The organism is Cytobacillus sp. IB215316 (assembly GCF_033963865.1).
Classification (GTDB): Bacteria; Bacillota; Bacilli; order Bacillales; family SM2101; genus Nanhaiella; species Nanhaiella sioensis.
In genome coordinates this window covers 574,889-594,477 of the sequence record NZ_JAXBMC010000001.1, presented here as the reverse complement: position 1 = coordinate 594,477, position 19,589 = coordinate 574,889, and the positions used below count along the sequence as shown (strand labels likewise).

The following is a 19,589-nucleotide window of genomic DNA, read 5'->3' as shown; positions in this document are numbered from 1 at the left end:
AATAGTGAAAGCAGCTAACAGTTTTCATAGAATTGAATTGTAGCAATAGTCGTTATTCATATTAAAGAGTGTTAAGAATAGTTATTGGTTATGTCTTCTAATCGTGTTTACATATTTACTGACACAATCGTTAATATCATACTTCTTCTTTACAGTCATTTTTGCGTTTTTTGTTAATTCTAATAATTTATAGTAATTCTCATATGAATAAATTAATGCATCAGCAAGTTCATCTATATTCCCTGGCTTCACCCCTATGCCATTAATATTCGGCCGTAAGTAATCTTGAATACCTTCTGTATAAGAGGCTATTACAGGGACTTGAAGAGCCATCGCCTCTAGCCCAACAATACCTAGGCCTTCACTTAGTGTAGGAAACACAAAAACATTGCAACACTTAACCAATTCGAGAGGGTTTTTCAGCATACCAGTAAACACAACATGTTCTTGTATACCACTCAGATGTATTTCATTTAGTACTTTCTCATAATAGTCCTGTTCAGCAATTTCACCTATAATGATTAATTTCGCTCTTTTAATTTGAGTTAGCACTTTTTTAAAAGATTTAACTAAATATAATAGCCCCTTCCTTTCTTCTACACGCCCTAAAGTAACAAAACAAAATTCATCGCTCTGACAATATAATGTTTTTAACTTTTTATTTATCTTAATATTCTCACAATATTCCACATCAATTCCCCAAGGGACAACCTCTAATTTGTTCTTATCGATATTCACGTTCACTTCTAGAAATTCTTTCCAATAGTATGACATTGTATATATTTCATCACACATATTAAATGCATAACCATCTGCTATGTTCATCCATGTTGGCCTATTAACATTCCAACTGTGAAACGTTGCTACAATTGGAATGTTTTTACCGCAAAGTTTCTTTGCCATATTTACTAAGAAAGCTGGATATCCGGCATGCACATGAACAAGGTCAAATTGATCTAGAATAGTTGTCAACGATATAATTTCCGTCCACATATTTTTGTAATCACGTTTAAAGGAATCAACTTTTATAATAGGAACATCATTTTTCTTTAATATTTCTTCATATTCCTCCCAATTCTTTATTTGTTCAACTGGATTTGAAGTTGCCACAGTTACTTCAAAATATTTTCTTAATTCTAAAGATAATGTAGTTACAACTTTTCCAGAACCACTTATTAAAAATGGGGTGATTTCCAATACCCTCTTCATTTTCCATCACCTCTTATTTACAATTGTATAAACCATTCCTAGGCTGTTTACCGATCATTTCTAAGAATATTGAGATGCCTTTTTTTTGATTCAGTTGCTTATTTTTTCATGACCAACTCGTATACTAAATTGTAGTTTGGGGTATGTCTGTATCAGAATAGGTAGTTCAGGTCTAATGTATATTCATTAAGCGTATTTGCCTGCCACTATGTCCTGTTAGCATAAATCATTATATTTTTTTCACCTATCTTTTAACCACTCCTCTGTTCTTCTTATGCCTTCTTCTAAGCTCACTTTCGGCACCCATCCTAATAATTGTGTTGCCTTATCAAAATTACATAATAGTTTCTCTATTTCACTTTGAGGATGAATATGAGGAACGAGTCGAATCCTAGATTGATCACCATTAACAATTATCTTTGCTAACTCTTTTATTGTAATATCAGATCCTAACCCCGCATTTACTATTTTGCCATTTACTTGATTAGAGTAGCCTGCTGTAACGACAAATTGAGCACAGTCATCTACGAAAAGAAAATCTCTCGTCTGAGCCCCATTACCATATATATTTAAGCTTTGACCATTCAATTTATTTTGCAGAAATTTAGTAATAACCCCACCTTCGCCATTTGATTTTTGATAAGGACCATACGTATTAAACGGGCGAAGAACTACTACAGGAAGACCGTATGAATGATAATAAGAGAGCACCATATTTTCAGCTGCTATTTTCGCTCCTGCATATGGAGATGCTGGTTTAATTGAATGTGTCTCATTAATACCAACATCGTTTGAAGATCGATCATAAACCATACATGTACTCATAAAAACAAGCTTTACATCATATCTCCTGCATTGTTCAAGAATGTAGAATGTTCCAATTGTATCATTATTAAAAGTTGTATCGGGATGCTCAATACTATCATGAACATTAATGCTCGCCGCCAGATGATAACAAAGATCAAATTTTTGTTGAAAGAGCTCGTTTAATAAAGCGGTGTCTTTAATATCCCCATGAACAAACTCCATAAAATTTTCATTTCCAATAAACTCTTCAATATTTTCTTTTCTGCCGTTAGATAGGTCGTCCACTATCCACACTTTGTGCTGATCTGATAATAGCTGTTTAACAACCCATCTACCAATGAATCCAGCCCCCCCTGTAACAAGCATTTTCAACGGCAAATTCCTCCTATAAAGTAGTGCCTCAATTTATTCTTGCAAATCCATTTATGCTCAATGTATTCCTGTTAAAGTTGTACTATGTATAACAAAATAAGTTTAGTAATTTCTTTACTTATGGACTTTCCACTCAAAAAAACCTTACTCTGTAATACATGAGCAAGGTTTACTGAATTGTATAAGATAATTAAACAACTACTATCACCAAAGAAGATATTATTTACCCTCGTGCCCAATCAATGCTGATTAGCAAGAATAAAATACACTAGACAAACTATGAAAAGGAGTTAAAAAATGGGTAAATATACTACATCGTCATGTTGTGGTAGCACTAAGATAACTACCGCAGAGAAGACAGCTTGTTGCGATTGCCCTACCTTTGTTAACCAGATGAACAGTAGTGTTAACTTATCTTGTGGGGCATCTGAATACACAATTTTCACTGGAAATACCCAAGGCTCTTTAAGTGGAACAATCTCTACCAATGGAGCCGGTACAGGACCTTGCTCTAATGCAACTATACGTATCTTATCAAATAACCTATTATTACATCAACAGGATTTAATTGTGACACAAAACTTTAGCTTTTCTTTTAATAATGTAACAAGAGTTACCGCTTCGTGTAGTGGAGGTAACGATGGAGATATGTGTGAAATAAAATGGGAGTTGGCATCTTCAGAAAGATGCATAACAAATAGTCCTCCCCCAACAACATTTTCTTCAAACTCAAATGGACCATAGAATCAATATTCTATTGCTGTAGCAGTGATTCCCGTTTTATATCACAATTCCATAAATTCACAAATCTTAACTAAGCGCTCTTACACAAGTTACCACCGTTCATAGCGGTGGTTTGTTTTGTGTAATGTTAAATTACTCCTCATTAACTAATGTTATTTCTTATCAAATACTCCTGCAAATTTTTCAAAAGCTCTAGGAAACAAATGATAAAAAACACTTCCAGTATTCATCCATCTAGGTAAATTTAACTCTCGCTTAGGATGAATCATTAATTTGGTGATTTGCTCAGACACATAATCGGATTTCAAGATTATTTTTTTTACATTTTTTACATATTTCCCTGATTTGTCAGCAGTGTTGAAGAAATTTGTTTCAATTGGCCCAGGATTAACTGCCGAAACATGAATGTTGGTTTTAGCAAGCTCCATTCTTAAACTATTAGTAAATCCAAGTACCGCATGTTTAGTTGCTGAATAACCGCTCGATTTAGGCGTCGCCAATTTGCCGGCTTGAGATGCAATATTTATAATATGACCTGAGTTATTGCTAATCATTGAAGGTAACACTTCTTTCGTACAAGCCATTAAACCAAGTACATTCACTGCAAACATTCGTTCAATATCATCCATATTTGCATCAATAAATGCATCGAAAATACCGAATCCAGCATTATTTACGAGAATATCTATATGTCCTACCTCTTGATAAATTTGTTGAATAACTACTTTCACTTGATGTAAGTTACTTATATCAAGTGAAAAATACAGACTATCGACTGAAGCTTGTTCGTTTATATATAATGAAATCTCTTTTAACTTATCTTCAGATCTAGCAAGCAGTATAGGTCGTGCACCCAGCTTAGCCACCTTCAATGCAATTTTTTCACCAATCCCTGAGGAAGCTCCTGTAATAACGATGTTTTTATTTAATAGTGTATTCATCCTTCTCCCCCGCAAAAATTAAGTTTCATAAGAGACATATTAGCTCATTTTATTTTTATATGACAGTTTTCTAGATGCTTATCAATTGTAGTCCTTAATCGTTTTTTACGTATCATTTTTGAATTTTCACTTAATACATCTGATATGATCGACAAGTTTTCATTAGAATTATAATTTATCCATTGTCAATTCATGGCTCTTTTCCAATATTGAAGGAAAACCGCTGCCTTATCAACCCCATTTTCTCTACAAATAATAAGCGTGTTAAAAATAGTACAACGAAACATATTAAAAGCTGTATTTGAATGACTTAAACTACAACACACCTTTTTTCATCCTCAGCATGTTAATTTTCACCTATTAACACGTATACTCCTAGCGTTCGTGGCATATTTTCTTCTGTACAACGCTACTAACATATAAACCACTTTTTATGGTACTAATCTGATAACAATAGCAACAGAGTTTACAAAAAGAGTATTTACCATTGTTCACTAGCGCTACATTAATTGAATCTGATGATTCTAAATGCTAGAAAAATTCTTTTTAATAGCGTTCATCCAACAAAAAAATCCTTTACAATATATATCCTGTCTAGCTCCAAAGTAATAGCTGTTGGATGCAATAAAGATCATCCACATTTATTTCTTAATGCATTGCCACTTCAAGTCTTGAGGAACAAGCATTTTTTACAAGTGCTAAACTACAAGGAGAGATAGAATGAAACGTAAATTAATGATTACATCTATTTTTATTACGACCTTTATTTATGGCTGTTCTTCTGAGCAAAGTGGAAGAATAGCAAGCTTAGAAAAACAGATAAGTGAATTACAAACTCAAAATGAACAACAACAACAGGATATGGTCACATATAAAGATCAAATTATTAAGTTAGAGAAAAGTCTTGTCAATGAAGAAAACAGATTTAATGAATTTAAAGATTACGACTATAAGTCTAGACATATTTTCTACTATTTAAAAACAAAGCAATATGAGAAAATGAAAGATACTTATAACACACAATTTATAGTAGAAGAAGAACAAATTATATTTGATGAGGAGGATCAATATCAGAAAATACCACTTGATATTATCGAAAATAACTACCCCATAATTCTTATATCAGCAAACCCATTTTATAAAGAATTGGATGGTAAAGATGTCAGTGGTTACGAAATTATTTATTATGTTTATAATTATGAAAAAGAAACAACACACGAATTAGCAGTACAATTTGAAGATAAAAAATTTAAAACAATATATAGTGGTTTAGAATAAAAGCCATCTACTTAAATAAGGCTAACTGGTCCTAAACCGTTAGCCTTTAAACACTTTCTATTTGTTCACTTTACAACACTTTAGAAACTTGAGCGGAATATAGCCATTGCTCGCTCGATGTATCGACTACAATTTCGTTGATATCAACTAAATAGTCCAATTGCCCAAACGCTTCAGACATTGTGAGAGCTAACTCTTTTTGATAAACAGAAGGATACAGCTGCTTACACACCTCAAAAGCAGTCATAGGTTTTTTCTTTAACATGTCTAGCACATAATATGCCTTTTCTTTTTGTTTATCAAGGCGTTTAAGAATTAACGAATGTGCATCTTCTATATCTTCTCCGTGGCCAGTAAAAGCATAAGAGATATCAATATCAAGTAGCTTTTTAATTGACTCATTATATTGTAATTGAGGTTTTGGACGATTTATCTCACCAAACATAGGTGCTTCAAGCAGCGGGTTAGGTGAAATAGCTGCTAATAAATGATCACCTGCAATTAGCAGTCCATCTGATTCGCGATAAAGCACGATATGACTTTGGGCATGCCCTGGTGTTTCTATAACCTTCCATTCATGCAAACCGTCAATCGTATCGCCTTGAATAATTTCACGTGTTAATGACCGAGTGCAAGAAAAGCGGAGAGACAGTTTCATTTTTGCGATGAGAGGCATATAAGCTGGATCGATACCCGCTTGAAAAAAAAGTGATGTAAAAAAAGATTCCCTTTGCGTTAAGTATTCCTTATCTTGACTAATCCATGGTTCATTTTTCGGATGACCAATGACCGGTAGATCAGCAGGTAAATAATCTAGTAAACCAACATGATCTGGATGATGATGTGTAATAACAACTTGCTCAATATCCTCTGGGCGATAGCCGTATTCATTTAATTGAGTTCTAAAAACATTCCATGCTTCCTCTGTTTTAATTCCAGCGTCTATTAACGTTAAGCTGTCACCTTTTATGAGATACATATTAACATCACCAACTGGAAATGGTGTTGGTACAGTTAATTTTAAAATTTGCTCCATTACTTTTCACCCTTTCATGTTCAATTATATTTATATAATCATTTTTCAGCTGTTAACTTACAATTTTATAGCTCCCCTAACATGAGGAGTTTAATAATCATATACTATGTATCATAGTTTACATGTTTTCCACTCACTTGTCATTATATTCAAATAATTAGATATGATAACGCGTTAATGTGGTAAAAAAAATCAACTGATAGCTATTGACAAATAGATGTGGACAATTCATAATGACAAACAAATAAGAAAAGTGGAATTAAAACTTATTGGGTACATGAGCTGAAAGACAAACACATGAATGCACCTTTTGTCTTCAAATGTTTGTCTGAAACGACTTGAACCCGATCGAGCTCGATATCTAGACACAAATAACCTAGGCAATTTATGCCTTCTAACCAAATAAGCAAATGCACTGAATGGGACTAGTAAATGATTAATGGTAATAAGAGAATGAAATCCATCGGCTGAAAGATTTCATAACCCGCTTAATCAATGAACCTACCCAGGAGCAGTTAGCAAAACTAACCGTATACCCTCGTTACGGGAGAGAGCTGGACGATTTTCATTCGTGAATTGTGAGTATCGAGTGTTATTGTCAATGAAGGTGGTACCGCGGAAATAGACCTATTCCGTCCTTTTTATGGATGGAATAGGTCTTTTTATATTTCACATACTTTTTGGAATATCAATTTGATTTTGGAGGGATTACAATGAGCACTGAGTTAAACATTGCTTTCATCGGAGCAGGTTCGATGGCTGAAGCGCTAATAGCTGGTATGGTGAAGGAATCACTGTATCTACCAAAGCAAATTTCAGTAACAAATCGCTCCAACCATTCTCGTTTAGTAGAATTATCGAATAAATATGGGGTGACAACGACTACCTCTAAAGAAAGCCTTATAAACAATGCGGATGTTATCGTCCTAGCAATGAAACCGAAAGATGTGGCTGAAGGGTTGTCCTCCATATCGAAATATATTCGAGCAGATCAGCTCATTATTTCATTGTTGGCAGGCGTTTCTACGACATCTATAAATGAACTTTTACAGGAAAAGAACCCTGTTATACGAGCCATGCCAAATACGTCTGCAACCATTGGCAAATCCGCAACTGCTTTGGCACAAGGAACATATAGTTCAAAAAGCCATTTAGAAATTGCTAGGACATTGTTTGAAACTGTTGGGATCGTTACTATCGTTGCTGAAGACAAGTTACATGCTGTAACAGGCCTTTCTGGAAGTGGGCCAGCATATGTATATTATTTAGTGGAAGCAATGGAAAATGCATCAGTTGAAATTGGCCTAGATAAAGCTGTTGCCAAAGAGCTTATTTTACAAACAATTATCGGGGCAGCAGAAATGTTAAAGACATCAGAAAAACAACCAGCCACACTTAGACGTGAGGTGACAAGTCCAGGTGGTACAACAGAGGCTGGCATACAGGTCCTAGAACAGCACCAATATCAACAAGCTGTCATTGCATGTATAAAACGGGCAACTGATCGATCAACTGAATTGGGGGCAGCTTTAACACAACTTGTTAAATAACAAAGCTTAGCAAACCCAATTCTACCGTAGAGCAATCTATTTCATCAGGTGGAGCTTTTCCCCACCTGATGACAACCCCTTTAGATGAAGTAGAAACTAACTTCATATCAAAAAAATTGACATTAACCTTTCGTACCTCTTGATAATTTTGGAATAGGGTATGACAAAAAGTCATGAGCCATATATGTATTATCGAATATCTCACGAGCCTCATTTACTAGCACTTCAGAGCTACTCCCCTGATAGCGCGAGCTAATATGTGTTAGCAACAAAGCTTTAACATTAGCCTTTTTTGCAATCTCTGCAGCTTCATAACTAGTTGAATGAAAATAATTATAAGCTAACTCTTCTTCTGCTCCTCCAAAAGTTGCTTCGTGAATCAATAAGTCTGCATTTTTACCGAGTTCAACACTTTTTTCGTTGCTTCTCGTATCTCCTAAAACCGTAATAATTCTTCCTTTTTGGCTTGGACCAATAAATTGTTTTCCATCAATGATGTCACCGTTTTCTAATTCAATAGTTAAACCCTTTTTTAATTGTTGGTATATTGGACCAGGGGGGATACCACGTGCTTTTAACTCGTCTACAAGTAACGCTCCTGGTAAATCTTTTTCAACAATTCGATATCCATAGGAAGTGATACCATGTTCAAGTTTACCTGCAGTAACATGAAATTGCTCATCCTCATAGATCAATCCTTCATCAATTTCATGAATATGTAAATCGTATTTTAAACGGGTGCTACTAGTTTTTAAGGAGATGGTTAAATAATCTTTAATACCGCTCGGTCCATAAACTGTCACTGGTGTTTCTCCACCTTGAAACGATCGGCTTCCTAATAACCCTGGAAGTCCAAAAATATGATCGCCATGAAGATGGGTGATAAAAATTTTGTCTATTCTCCTCGGGCGAATAGACGTATGTAAAATTTGGTGTTGAGTTGCTTCACCACAATCAAAAAGCCATACAGATGCACGCTCTTCTAACAATTGTAAAGCAATTGATGTTACGTTCCGCTCCTTTGCAGGTACACCAGCCCCTGTTCCTAAAAAAATAACTTCCATAATAATACCTCCCCCACCGTTGCGCTATACTAAGCATAACAACTACAGTTGGATTAGGCAAAAAGAAAAATGATAGTTAAACTCATGTATGATTTCTTCAAATAATGACTCCAGAACTTCATCATACCAGTAGCTGTTGTATTAATAGAGCTTTGTTACTAAGTATATATTTAATACATAAGTTTACTATGTAGGTGTCCGTTTTTTTCGAAAAATATGTAGAATATTAGCCTGTTTTATCGTATTTTTTCTTTTAAAACATAAAATTGGTTGCTATAAATTTTATTTTTGTAGTCATTTATGATAAAACTAAATATAAAGGATCAGCTAATATCATATATTTTCCTTTTACTTACAAACCACAATTAAGTATTGCATAAATACTTTTAACGCTACGAGAAGAGAGAGGTTTTGAGCGTGAGCAATGTAGAAAAACCAAAAGCAATTATTATTATTTTTGGAGCAACAGGTGACTTAGCAAAGCGAAAATTATATCCCTCCATTTATAACCTATTTAAGGAAAAAAAGATGTCTAATGACTTTGCAGTTGTGGGGGTTGCAAGGCGACCTTTATCAAACGAAGAGTTCCGTAACGATGTAAAAACTTCGATTGAAGATTCCAATATCCAAGAGCTTGATAATGATGATTTTACGTCGCATTTTTATTATCACCCTTTTGACGTAACGAATAGTTCTTCATACGAGCAATTAAAGGAGTTAGTAGACACACTTGATACAAAATATAACACCGTGGGCAACCGAATGTTTTATTTAGCAATGGCTCCGGAGTTTTTCGGTACAATTGCCTCTTTCTTAAAATCAGAAGGATTAACAAACACTCAAGGGTGGTCAAGGTTAGTCATTGAAAAACCATTCGGGCATGACCTACCATCAGCACAAAAATTAAATGAACAAATTAGAGAATCCTTCTCTGAAGATCAAATATATCGTATCGATCATTACTTGGGTAAAGAAATGGTTCAAAATATCGAAGTTATTCGCTTTGCGAATGCTTTATTTGAACCGCTCTGGAATAATAGATATATATCAAATATCCAAATCACGTCTAGTGAATCACTTGGTGTGGAAGATCGTGGACGATACTATGAAAAATCCGGAGCATTGCGGGATATGCTGCAAAACCATATGCTACAAATCGTATCTCTCCTAGCAATGGAGCCACCAAGTAAGCTTGCAACAAAAGAAATTCGAAATGAGAAAGTAAAAGTATTAGGTGCACTTCGTCCAATAGAAGAACAAGAAGTTAATGATTATTTTGTTCGTGGTCAATACGGCAAGGGTATCGTTAACGATAAGAACGTGAGTGCATATCGTGAAGAAAATTTAGTTGATGCAGAATCTAATACTGAAACGTATGTAGCTGGAAAGCTACTTATCGATAATTTCCGCTGGGCAGGGGTACCTTTTTACATAAGAACAGGTAAAAGAATGCCTACAAAATCAACGAAAGTTGTAGTTCAATTTAATGATGTACCGATGAACCTCTATTATAAAAAAGGGGAAACGATGCACCCTAACTTACTCGTCATACACATTCAACCTGATGAAGGAATTACATTGCATTTGAATGCAAAAAGAAGTGGACAGACGATGAAAACAACACCTATACAGCTAGATTATTGCAATAATTGTGTGGACGGCATAAATACGCCTGAAGCATATGAAAAACTCATCTTTGATTGTATGAGGGGTGATGCTACGAACTTTACACATTGGGATGAAGTTGCTCTTTCTTGGGAATTTGTTGATACAATATCATCTGTTTGGGAAAAAGAGAAAGCACAGGATTTTCCTAATTATGAAGCTGGTACTACAGGACCAAAATTAGCAGATCAACTCCTTGCAAAAGATGGCTTCGCTTGGTGGGGGATTTAACCCTCCACCAGATATACATATTAATTTAGCGGGGGACATACCCCATGAAAGGAATTGAATAATAATGAAGATGTATGATGTGACTGCACAAGTTTATACAGGAATGCCTGTGTACAAAAATACACCTGCAAAACAACCGAGTTTAACAACTGTAACTAATGATTATATAACCGAATCTCGAATTGATATGGATGTGCACAGTGGCACGCATGTTGATGCGCCTCTACACATGATTAATGATGGTGAAACGATTGAAACGATATCAATTGAAGACTTAGTAGGCCAATGTAAAGTATTTGACCTAACAGAGGTTGAAGACCAGATTACAAAAAAAGACATTGAAAAATTCGACATTCAGGAAAATGATTTTGTTATATTCAAAACGAAAAATTCGTATGATGAAGAGTTTAATTTTGAATTTATTTTTGTAAATGAAGAAGCTGCAACTTATCTTGCTGAAAAAGGAATAAAGGGTGTTGGTGTTGATGCATTGGGCATCGAAAGAAGCCAGCCAGGACATCCAACACATAAAACATTATTTACGAATGATGTTATTATTATCGAAGGTCTTCGTTTAAAAGAAGTAGCTGCTGGTGAATACTTTATGGTTGCTGCCCCAATAAAGCTGCAGGGCTGTGATGCTGCTCCAGCGCGTGTTTTATTGTTTGAAGGTATGTAAAATAAAGAGCTCTCATAAATAGTTTTTCAATATAAAAATGTGTACATCCATATGTAAAAAAGTGTACACATTTTATTTTTTTATTCCAACAGCTGACACATTGACCATGAGATCAAAAGCTTATACCGCCATTGTTTGTAGCATTTTACCGTATTAAACCTTAGCGAGCAATTTAGTTTAGACAAATGTACAAAGAAACAACCTATACCTTTTCAATAACTTGCACACCGTCACTTAACCCAATGATAACTACATTGGCCATATTCGGAAACAAACCTGTGTCAATGACTCCAGTAACTTGTTTCAAGCTTTGATGTAACACTGCTGGAGCATGAATATCACTTACATTACAATCAAGTATGAAATTTCCATTGTCAGTTATATATGGCTCATTCTGAACAGAGCGTAGTTTAGGCAATACCTTCAACTGCTGAGTAATTTCCTTAGCAGTTCTTTGCCAAGCAAATGGTACAACTTCAATGGGTAGTGGAAACTTTCCCAAGGTTTCTACGACTTTGGTTTCATCAGCAACTATGACTAGCTGTTTTGAAGAAATAGCAACTAACTTCTCCCTCAACAATGCACCGCCTCCACCTTTAATAAGATTATACTTAGCATCAATTTCATCAGCACCATCTATTGTTATATCAAGTTCTTTTATTTCATCAAAATTACTCAATGGTATATTTAACTTTCTTGCTAATATCTCTGTATGATTTGAGGTAGGTATAGCCTTTATCGAAAGCCCTGCTTTTACTAACTCACCCAGCTTTTTAATGGTCCAATATACTGTTGAACCCGTTCCAAGTCCTACTGTCATTCCATCTGTAATATATTCTACTGCTTTCTCTCCTGCAATTCTTTTTGTATCCACATAAGCCTCCTTATTTTATAACAAGGTTTTTAATATATTTGATCTGCTAAGCAACTTTTATACAATATCATAGTCGTTAACGCAGAAAAAGATGTTGCGAACTTGAGTTATATATATTGATCTGTCAGAACAAAAATATCAATCAAAGCTACAACTATGATTCTATTTTTACCGTACTCTTCTAGCAGCCTGTTGAATTGGATCCCACGCGCCGTTAAATGGTGGAGCATAACATAGATCAAGATCTTCTAGTTCGTTTATTGACATGCGATTATACAGTCCTGTTGCTAAGACGTCCACACGCTTATCAACCCCTGCTTTACCGATCAATTGTCCACCAAGTAAAAGGTGGTTATCACTTCTATAAACTAGTTTTATATGTATTGGATCAGCCCCTGGATAATACCCTGCAATATGCTTCGTAGTTATTTTTACTGTTTCATAGGGAATATTTAAAGCGTGAGCTTCTTTCTCCGAAAGTCCTGTTCTGCCTAATGATAGATCCATAAATTTTATAATGGATGACCCTGTAACTCCTGCAAAAGCTCTTGACTTTCCTATCATATTTAAACCAGCAAGTCTTCCCTGCTTGTTTGCTGTCGTTCCAAGAGGAATATAGTCATCTTGTCCTTTTACCATATGATATTGTACTGCACAGTCCCCTGCCGCATACACATCCTCTATATTTGTTTGCATATAACGATTTATTTGAATAGCACCCTTTACGCCAAAAACAAGCCCCGTGTCTTTCACAAATGTCGTATTAGGTCTTGCACCGATAGCTATTAAAACGAGATCTGTGTCATATTCACCACAATCTGTTTGAACTGATTCAACAATTTTATCCCCATTTAAGGAAATGACATTCTCATTTGTATTTAACTCTATTCCATGCTTTATTGCTTCTTCATGAATGAGTTCGGCCATATCTTCATCAAAAATACTTCCCAATTGACTTCCACGTTGAATCATGCGAACATTTTTTCCAAGCATCTTGAAGTTTTCTGCCATCTCTAAGCCAATGTAACCACCGCCAATTACAGTCACATTGTTTATATCATCATCCAGTTCTTCGAGTATGCTATTAGCATCTGGGATTGTTTTCAGTGTAAACACTCGCTTAAGGTTAACACCCTTCCATTTTGGAACGACAGGCGATGCACCGCTAGCAATTAATAATTTATCATACTCATAAGCAAACGTTTCTCCGGTATGGCTGTTAATACCTTGAACTACTTTTTCTTCAGAAATCACATTTTGAACTTCGTGGTATATTTGTGCATTAATTCCGTATTTGTCTCGAAAAGTCTCCACAGACCTAGCTATAAGTTTCTCAGTGGATGGAATTACTCCACTTATCGTATATGGTAGACCGCATTGTCCATAAGAATAAATTCCACCTTTTTCTAATGTTGTGACCTTGGCATCGCTGTCATTTCTTATAATTTGCATAGCAGCACTCATACCAGCTGCATCACCGCCTATAATTACGTAATTCAAAAAACCACCCTCCTCACTCTTATATTTATCAATAATTTTCAGTAACAGCGAAATTATTTTTTATCGGTTCTCACGATAAAAAACTTTTTATATCTGATAATAACTGTTCACTATCCTCAAACATACTCATATGACCAACGTTTTTAATTAGAGATTGAGTTACATTATCTTTTGAAGTGGAAAACACGTTTGCTGTTGATATGATTCGATCCTGTTCTCCAGCGACTAATAACACAGGTAAAGAAGTATGCTCTAGTATTTCGTTGCGATTTGGGCGGTTTTTCATTGCATTTAACGCACCAATAGTTCCCTCTTTCGATGTTTTATACCCAATTTCCTTTATGTAAGCCACCTCTTCCTTCATTTTCATTACGTTATTTTCTGAAAAGAGCTTCGGGACTAAACCATTAATTAGGGGGTCTACCCCGTCTTTTTCAACTTTTTTTATATTCGCTTCCCTACCGGCTATCGCCTCATCTGAATCAGCAAAAGCAGTCGAATGAATGAGTGAAAAACTATTTAGCATGCTACTATAATGTTCTACAAAAGCGAGTGTAATGTACCCACCTAGTGAATGTCCAAACATTGAAACTTTATTAATATTTAGGGCTTCTAACAGAAGTTTAATATCTTCAGCCATATCTTCAATCGCATATTCGTCGGTTTGATAAGTTGAACCTCCGTGCCCGCGTAAATCGGGAGCAATTACTCGATATTGTTTCGCTAATTCTGGCATAATCCTTTCCCAATAAGCATGACTCCCACAAAATCCATGCAGTAAGACAATTGCTTCACCTTGTCCAACATCTTCATATGATAGTGTTAAATTTTCCGATATGAACCGCTTCTTCAGCAAAATCTTCCCCTCCTATTGACTAATAAATAATTTAATCTGCAAATATACAAAAGAAAGCCCCACCTTAAGGAGCTTTCTTCATTACTTTTATTTTTCTAACCATTCTGTATGGAAAATGCCTTCTTTATCAATTCTTTGATACGTATGCGCTCCAAAATAGTCACGCTGTGCTTGAAGTAGGTTTGCAGGTAAAGTTTCAGTACGATAACTATCGTAATATGCGAGAGCACTAGAAAATGCAGGTACAGGAATACCTAACTTCACCGCACTAGCAATAATCTCACGTAGTGATGATTGATAGCTTTCAACGATCTCTTTAAAATATGGATCAAGCAAAAGGTTTGGTAAATGAGCATCTCTATCATATGCATCCTTAATTTTTTGTAGGAATCTTGCTCGAATAATACACCCGCCTCTAAAAATCATCGCAATATCTCCGTATTGTAGATTCCAATCATATTCTTCAGAAGCTGCTTTATATTGAGCCCAGCCTTGAGCGTAGGAACATATTTTACTCATATACAGTGCTTTTCTTACCGCTTCAATAAACTCTTGTCTATCTCCATCAAAAGCAGGTGATTTCGGACCACTTAACATGGAGCTTGCTTTAACCCGTTCTTCCTTCATAGCAGATATGAAGCGAGCAAAAACAGATTCTGTAATAATAGGTAATGGCACACCGAGGTCAAGAGCACTTTGGCTTGTCCACTTTCCTGTACCTTTTTGACCAGCTGTATCTAAAATAACATCAACTAGAGGTTTCCCTGTTTCCTCATCAATTTTTTTGAATATATCAGCTGTGATTTCAATGAGATAACTATCAAGTTCACCAGTATTCCACTCTTTAAATATTTCATGAAGTTCTAAAGCGTCGAGTCCTAGGACGTTTTTCAATAGAAAATAAGCTTCACTAATAAGCTGCATATCGCCATATTCAATTCCATTATGTACCATTTTCACATAATGTCCAGCTCCATCTGGGCCAATATATGTACAACAAGGCTCACCATTAACTTTTGCGGAAATAGCTTCAAAAATTGGTCGTACAAGCTCGTATGCTTCCTTTTGACCTCCTGGCATAATAGCTGGGCCTTTTAAAGCACCTTCTTCTCCACCTGAAACCCCTGTACCAATAAAGTGAATGCCTTTCTCAGCTAACAGTTGGTTTCTTCTTTGTGTATCGCCAAAATAAGTATTTCCACCATCTATTAATATATCCCCTTTTGATAAATGAGGAAGTAATTGCTCAATCGTTGCATCCGTCGGCTTCCCTGCCTTAACCATCAACATGATTTTTCTTGGTACTTCAAGTGATTCCACAAATTCTTCAATACTATAAGTAGGTTTAACATTTTTTCCTTGTGCTTCACTAAGCATTTCATCCGTTTTTTCACGTGAACGATTATATACAGATATAGAGTACCCTCTACTTTCAATATTAAATGCTAAATTTTTCCCCATGACCGCTAAGCCGATCACACCAATTTGCTGTTTTGTCATGATAAGTACTTCCTTTCTATCAACAAATTCAATCTTCAACCTTGAAAATACCACAAATATACTACTATAATCAAGTTCCACACCCTAATGTACTACAGGAAAAAGTCTTTTTCAAAGCTTGTGCCTGATTCATTATCTCCATAGTCATTTGATTTGTTAACTTTCACACCTCTTTTTATCGTATCTTTACCGAACTTTTCATTTATTTGTGTTATCGTATTAGCTAATGGTTCTTCTCTAGCGTCATCTTCGAATGAAAAAATATCAAGCTGTTTTGATGCAGTTTCTTTTTCAAGTAAGTTTTGAGCTGTAATACCGAGCAGACGAATCGGTTGCTCATCCCAATGGCTTTTTAATAGTTGTAGCCCTGTTGAAAAAAGCATCTCATCGTCAGACATTGGGTTTGAAAGCTTTTGACTGCGAGTAATTGTTTTGCGATTAGCGTAGCGGATCGTTAGTTGTACTGTTTGACAAACTAAATGTTTACGCCTCAAACGTTGTCCCACCGATTGGGCTAATTTCTGCAATACTTTTTCTATTTTACGGTCATCAATTGTATCGTGTGGTAAAGTTGTTGAATTACCTATACTTTTACGATCATAAATCGCCTCTGGGTCAACCTTCCTCCCATCTTGCCCATTTGCTCTTTCCTTCAATTTTATACCGTTAATCCCAAGAAGGTTTCTTAACTGAACATCGTTTCCTTTCGCTAAATCCTCGATCGTTTGAATATTGATTGTATTTAACTTTTCTGCTGTTCTTTTACCAACCCCGTGCATGGCATCAACCTGTAACGGCCAAAGCTTTGTTACTACATCTCTTTTTCTCAAAATTGTGATACCAAGCGGTTTTTTCATATTTGATGCCATTTTAGCTAGAAATTTATTAGGTGCTATACCAATGCTACTAGGTAATTGCAGATTGTGAAGAAGCTTTTTTTGTATTTCTGTGGCGATATGAAGAGGTGAACCGAGCTCATAGCAATTAGTAATATCTACGTATCCTTCATCAATGGACACCGGCTCGACAAGTGGAGTAATAGTTCTAAGCACGTCAAACATTTGCAATGAAGCTTTCCTATATCTTTCGAAATTTGGTTTAATTATCGCTAGTGTTGGACATAGCTTTTTCGCTTCCCATACGGGCATTGTAGTCTTAACTCCTAGAGCACGTGCTTCGTAGCTACATGTTATAATAATTCCTCTTCGTTCTTCTACATTTCCAGCGATCGCTATTGGCTTTCCCTTAAGCGATGGTTCATACGATACTTCAACAGATGCATAAAAACTATTCATGTCTACATGTAAAATTACTTGACCATTTTTCGGATATAAATGTTTCATAAAAACACTTCCAAAATTAATGTGATAACACAGTCACCAATTATTGGTGACTGAGCATATGTCCTTTAATATCTTCTTTCCCTTCCAAACTATCAAATAGCATAGCCGGGTCAATTAAAGTTACTAAACGACTTTGTAGATTTGCTACACCTGTGAAATAAGATGTCTTTTTAAACTGTACAAGTTGAACCTCTTTTATATACTCACTAGCAATATCAATAATTTCCTTTGCTTCATCAACTACAAAGCCGACAGTAATATCTTTGGCTTTTGTAACTATTATTTTTATGTTAGCCATAGTTTCAAAAGAGTTGTTAAATAAAATAGTACTCGTATCAATAATCGGCACAAGCTCATCGCGAATTTTTAAGACACCTATCACATATGGAGGCATTTGAGGAATGATCGTAACAGACGCCATTTTTTCTATCGAAACGACTTGGTTAATTGGAAATCCGTATTCTTCCTTATTTATATTAAAAACGACCACTTTATTACTTTCCATTTAAATTCCCCCTTCAAATGGCAACGCCTACAAAAACTATTTGCTAAGTGCATTCAATTGAAATGCAAATCATTTCTAGAGACTCCAAAGGCTTTTTTTGTATTCGTTGTTGTTTTATAAATTATATATAATTAGCATCCATGGCACCTTTTCTTTTAAGGTAATTTAATGTTGGCAACAATAGCAACAAATGATAAGAAAAGTGCTTAGCTAAAAAATCGACCCCACTTCCCATGATAAGGAAATGGAGCCTCATCCTTACCTTAATTCGCTACTTCTTCAATAATTGCAACGACCATTTCAGCACATTTTACTAATTCTTCTATTGGTATTTTTTCATTTGTTGTATGTATTTCCTCATAACCAACTGCTAAGTTGACTGTTGGGATTCCAAACCCAGCAATTACATTAGCGTCACTGCCCCCACCACTTCTTTGTAGTTCGCATGGACGATTGATTTTTTTTGCAGCTTTTTTTGCGATCTCAACAACATGATCGCCATCTCCAAACTTAAATCCTGGATACATAATGTTGACTTCAACATCAGCTTTTCCACCCATTTGTTCTGCAACAGATTCAAAGGCATCCTTCATTTTTGCAACTTGTGCTTCCATTTTTTCCTGAACTAATGAGCGTGCCTCAGCTAAAATATCAACACGATCACAAACAATATTTGTTTGGGTGCCACCCTCGAAGCGTCCAATATTTGCAGTAGTTTCTTCATCAATACGGCCTAACGGCATTTGTGCAATTGCTTTTGACGCAATTGTTATTGCAGAAACTCCTTTTTCCGGAGCAACCCCAGCATGAGCTGTTTTCCCATGGATGGTTGCTATTATTTTCGCTTGCGTAGGTGCAGCTACCACAATATTACCTACTTTACCATCGCTATCAATAGCATAACCATACTTTGCAATGATTTGCGATGGGTCTAATACTTTTGCGCCAACTAGACCAGACTCTTCACCAACAGTAATAATAAATTGAATCGTTCCATGCGCTATATTATTTTCTTTTAACACGCGAATGGCTTCTAGCATTGCAGCTAATCCAGCTTTATCATCTGCACCTAAAATCGTTGTGCCATCAGTTACAATGTAGCCATCTTTGATCGAAGGTTTGATGCCATTTCCTGGTACTACTGTATCCATATGTGACGTAAAATAGATTGGGTCAACACCATTTTTTGTACCATCTAATGTGCAAATTAAATTGCCAGCACCATGCCCTGTCTGTGAAGTTGTATCATCTTCAACTACTTTTACACCTAAGGATGAAAATTTTTCCTTTAATACTTTTGCTATTTCTGTTTCATATTTAGTTTCAGAATCTACCTTCACTAGTTCAATAAATTCGTTAACTAGACGATCTTGTTGAATCATTGTCATTCCTCCATCATTTTTATCAGCTTTTGCACATTTCTAGTGTAATATAA

The 19,589-nt window shown here is 35.5% G+C and carries 17 protein-coding genes; 5 read left to right on the top strand and 12 right to left on the bottom strand.

Annotation, left to right across the window (positions count from 1 at the left end; translation table 11 throughout):
- Window positions 1-81 precede the first annotated feature (81 nt).
- Complete coding sequence (locus tag SLH48_RS02720) at window positions 82-1,209, bottom strand: glycosyltransferase family 4 protein (RefSeq protein WP_320256916.1); 1,128 nt, start codon at window positions 1,207-1,209, stop codon at window positions 82-84.
- Between the two features lie 240 nt (window positions 1,210-1,449).
- Window positions 1,450-2,388, bottom strand: coding sequence for a dTDP-glucose 4,6-dehydratase (locus SLH48_RS02715; protein ID WP_320256915.1), 939 nt, complete (start codon window positions 2,386-2,388; stop codon window positions 1,450-1,452).
- Window positions 2,389-2,685: 297 nt separating this feature from the next.
- On the opposite strand from SLH48_RS02715, the gene SLH48_RS02710 reads away from it, so the two are divergent.
- The gene (locus tag SLH48_RS02710; protein ID WP_214480160.1) at window positions 2,686-3,132 is read left to right on the top strand and encodes a hypothetical protein; all 447 of its coding nucleotides are present in this window, start codon (window positions 2,686-2,688) and stop codon (window positions 3,130-3,132) included.
- A gap of 152 nt (window positions 3,133-3,284) precedes the next feature.
- Here SLH48_RS02710 and SLH48_RS02705 read toward each other — a convergent pair whose 3' ends face one another.
- A complete protein-coding gene (locus tag SLH48_RS02705) occupies window positions 3,285-4,073 on the bottom strand; it encodes an SDR family oxidoreductase (protein ID WP_320256914.1) in 789 nt (262 codons plus the stop codon).
- A gap of 720 nt (window positions 4,074-4,793) precedes the next feature.
- Here SLH48_RS02705 and SLH48_RS02700 point away from each other — a divergent pair.
- Window positions 4,794-5,351: a hypothetical protein gene (locus SLH48_RS02700; RefSeq protein ID WP_320256913.1), complete on the top strand. Its 558-nt coding sequence runs from the start codon at window positions 4,794-4,796 to the stop codon at window positions 5,349-5,351.
- 70 nt (window positions 5,352-5,421) lie between these two features.
- Here the strand turns inward: SLH48_RS02700 and SLH48_RS02695 are convergent, their stop codons facing one another.
- Complete coding sequence (locus SLH48_RS02695; protein ID WP_320256912.1) at window positions 5,422-6,387, bottom strand: MBL fold metallo-hydrolase; 966 nt, start codon at window positions 6,385-6,387, stop codon at window positions 5,422-5,424.
- Between the two features lie 713 nt (window positions 6,388-7,100).
- Here SLH48_RS02695 and proI point away from each other — a divergent pair.
- Window positions 7,101-7,937 carry a pyrroline-5-carboxylate reductase ProI gene (proI, locus tag SLH48_RS02690; protein ID WP_320256911.1) on the top strand — a complete coding sequence of 279 codons (837 nt, stop codon included), beginning with the start codon at window positions 7,101-7,103 and terminating at the stop codon, window positions 7,935-7,937.
- A 122-nt stretch (window positions 7,938-8,059) separates the two neighbouring features.
- On the opposite strand, the gene rnz is transcribed toward proI, so the two are convergent.
- Complete coding sequence (gene rnz / locus SLH48_RS02685; RefSeq protein ID WP_320256910.1) at window positions 8,060-9,001, bottom strand: ribonuclease Z; 942 nt, start codon at window positions 8,999-9,001, stop codon at window positions 8,060-8,062.
- A gap of 417 nt (window positions 9,002-9,418) precedes the next feature.
- Here rnz and zwf point away from each other — a divergent pair, with 417 nt between their 5' ends.
- Together zwf and SLH48_RS02675 are read left to right on the top strand one after the other, a co-directional pair.
- Window positions 9,419-10,897: a glucose-6-phosphate dehydrogenase gene (gene zwf / locus SLH48_RS02680; protein ID WP_320256909.1), complete on the top strand. Its 1,479-nt coding sequence runs from the start codon at window positions 9,419-9,421 to the stop codon at window positions 10,895-10,897.
- Window positions 10,898-10,961: 64 nt separating this feature from the next.
- Complete coding sequence (locus SLH48_RS02675) at window positions 10,962-11,576, top strand: cyclase family protein (protein WP_320208002.1); 615 nt, start codon at window positions 10,962-10,964, stop codon at window positions 11,574-11,576.
- A 202-nt stretch (window positions 11,577-11,778) separates the two neighbouring features.
- On the opposite strand, the gene rpiA is transcribed toward SLH48_RS02675, so the two are convergent.
- From rpiA to SLH48_RS02640, 7 genes are all read right to left on the bottom strand, one after another.
- Window positions 11,779-12,450: a ribose-5-phosphate isomerase RpiA gene (gene rpiA, locus SLH48_RS02670; RefSeq protein WP_320256908.1), complete on the bottom strand. Its 672-nt coding sequence runs from the start codon at window positions 12,448-12,450 to the stop codon at window positions 11,779-11,781.
- Window positions 12,451-12,618: 168 nt separating this feature from the next.
- A complete protein-coding gene (locus SLH48_RS02665) occupies window positions 12,619-13,950 on the bottom strand; it encodes a CoA-disulfide reductase (protein ID WP_320256907.1) in 1,332 nt (443 codons plus the stop codon).
- Between the two features lie 70 nt (window positions 13,951-14,020).
- The gene (locus SLH48_RS02660; protein WP_320256906.1) at window positions 14,021-14,806 is read right to left on the bottom strand and encodes an alpha/beta hydrolase; all 786 of its coding nucleotides are present in this window, start codon (window positions 14,804-14,806) and stop codon (window positions 14,021-14,023) included.
- Between the two features lie 87 nt (window positions 14,807-14,893).
- A complete protein-coding gene (gene gndA / locus SLH48_RS02655; protein ID WP_320256905.1) occupies window positions 14,894-16,306 on the bottom strand; it encodes an NADP-dependent phosphogluconate dehydrogenase in 1,413 nt (470 codons plus the stop codon).
- Between the two features lie 92 nt (window positions 16,307-16,398).
- A complete protein-coding gene (locus SLH48_RS02650; RefSeq protein WP_320256904.1) occupies window positions 16,399-17,649 on the bottom strand; it encodes a DNA polymerase IV in 1,251 nt (416 codons plus the stop codon).
- A gap of 40 nt (window positions 17,650-17,689) precedes the next feature.
- Entirely contained in the window at window positions 17,690-18,154 is a 465-nt protein-coding gene (locus tag SLH48_RS02645; RefSeq protein ID WP_320256903.1) for a chemotaxis protein CheW, read from the bottom strand.
- Window positions 18,155-18,417: 263 nt separating this feature from the next.
- The gene (locus tag SLH48_RS02640; protein WP_320256902.1) at window positions 18,418-19,536 is read right to left on the bottom strand and encodes a tripeptidase T; all 1,119 of its coding nucleotides are present in this window, start codon (window positions 19,534-19,536) and stop codon (window positions 18,418-18,420) included.
- Window positions 19,537-19,589 lie beyond the last annotated feature (53 nt).

What these genes read in the sequence shown, in the direction of transcription:
- SLH48_RS02720 (WP_320256916.1), bottom strand. Translation starts at nt 1,209, where the DNA reads ATGAAGAGGGTATTGGAAATCACCCCATTTTTAATAAGTGGTTCTGGA.
- SLH48_RS02710 (WP_214480160.1), top strand. Translation starts at nt 2,686, where the DNA reads ATGGGTAAATATACTACATCGTCATGTTGTGGTAGCACTAAGATAACT.
- SLH48_RS02705 (WP_320256914.1), bottom strand. Translation starts at nt 4,073, where the DNA reads ATGAATACACTATTAAATAAAAACATCGTTATTACAGGAGCTTCCTCA.
- SLH48_RS02700 (WP_320256913.1), top strand. Translation starts at nt 4,794, where the DNA reads ATGAAACGTAAATTAATGATTACATCTATTTTTATTACGACCTTTATT.
- SLH48_RS02695 (WP_320256912.1), bottom strand. Translation starts at nt 6,387, where the DNA reads ATGGAGCAAATTTTAAAATTAACTGTACCAACACCATTTCCAGTTGGT.
- proI (WP_320256911.1), top strand. Translation starts at nt 7,101, where the DNA reads ATGAGCACTGAGTTAAACATTGCTTTCATCGGAGCAGGTTCGATGGCT.
- rnz (WP_320256910.1), bottom strand. Translation starts at nt 9,001, where the DNA reads ATGGAAGTTATTTTTTTAGGAACAGGGGCTGGTGTACCTGCAAAGGAG.
- SLH48_RS02675 (WP_320208002.1), top strand. Translation starts at nt 10,962, where the DNA reads ATGAAGATGTATGATGTGACTGCACAAGTTTATACAGGAATGCCTGTG.
- gndA (WP_320256905.1), bottom strand. Translation starts at nt 16,306, where the DNA reads ATGACAAAACAGCAAATTGGTGTGATCGGCTTAGCGGTCATGGGGAAA.
- SLH48_RS02650 (WP_320256904.1), bottom strand. Translation starts at nt 17,649, where the DNA reads ATGAAACATTTATATCCGAAAAATGGTCAAGTAATTTTACATGTAGAC.
- SLH48_RS02645 (WP_320256903.1), bottom strand. Translation starts at nt 18,154, where the DNA reads ATGGAAAGTAATAAAGTGGTCGTTTTTAATATAAATAAGGAAGAATAC.
- SLH48_RS02640 (WP_320256902.1), bottom strand. Translation starts at nt 19,536, where the DNA reads ATGATTCAACAAGATCGTCTAGTTAACGAATTTATTGAACTAGTGAAG.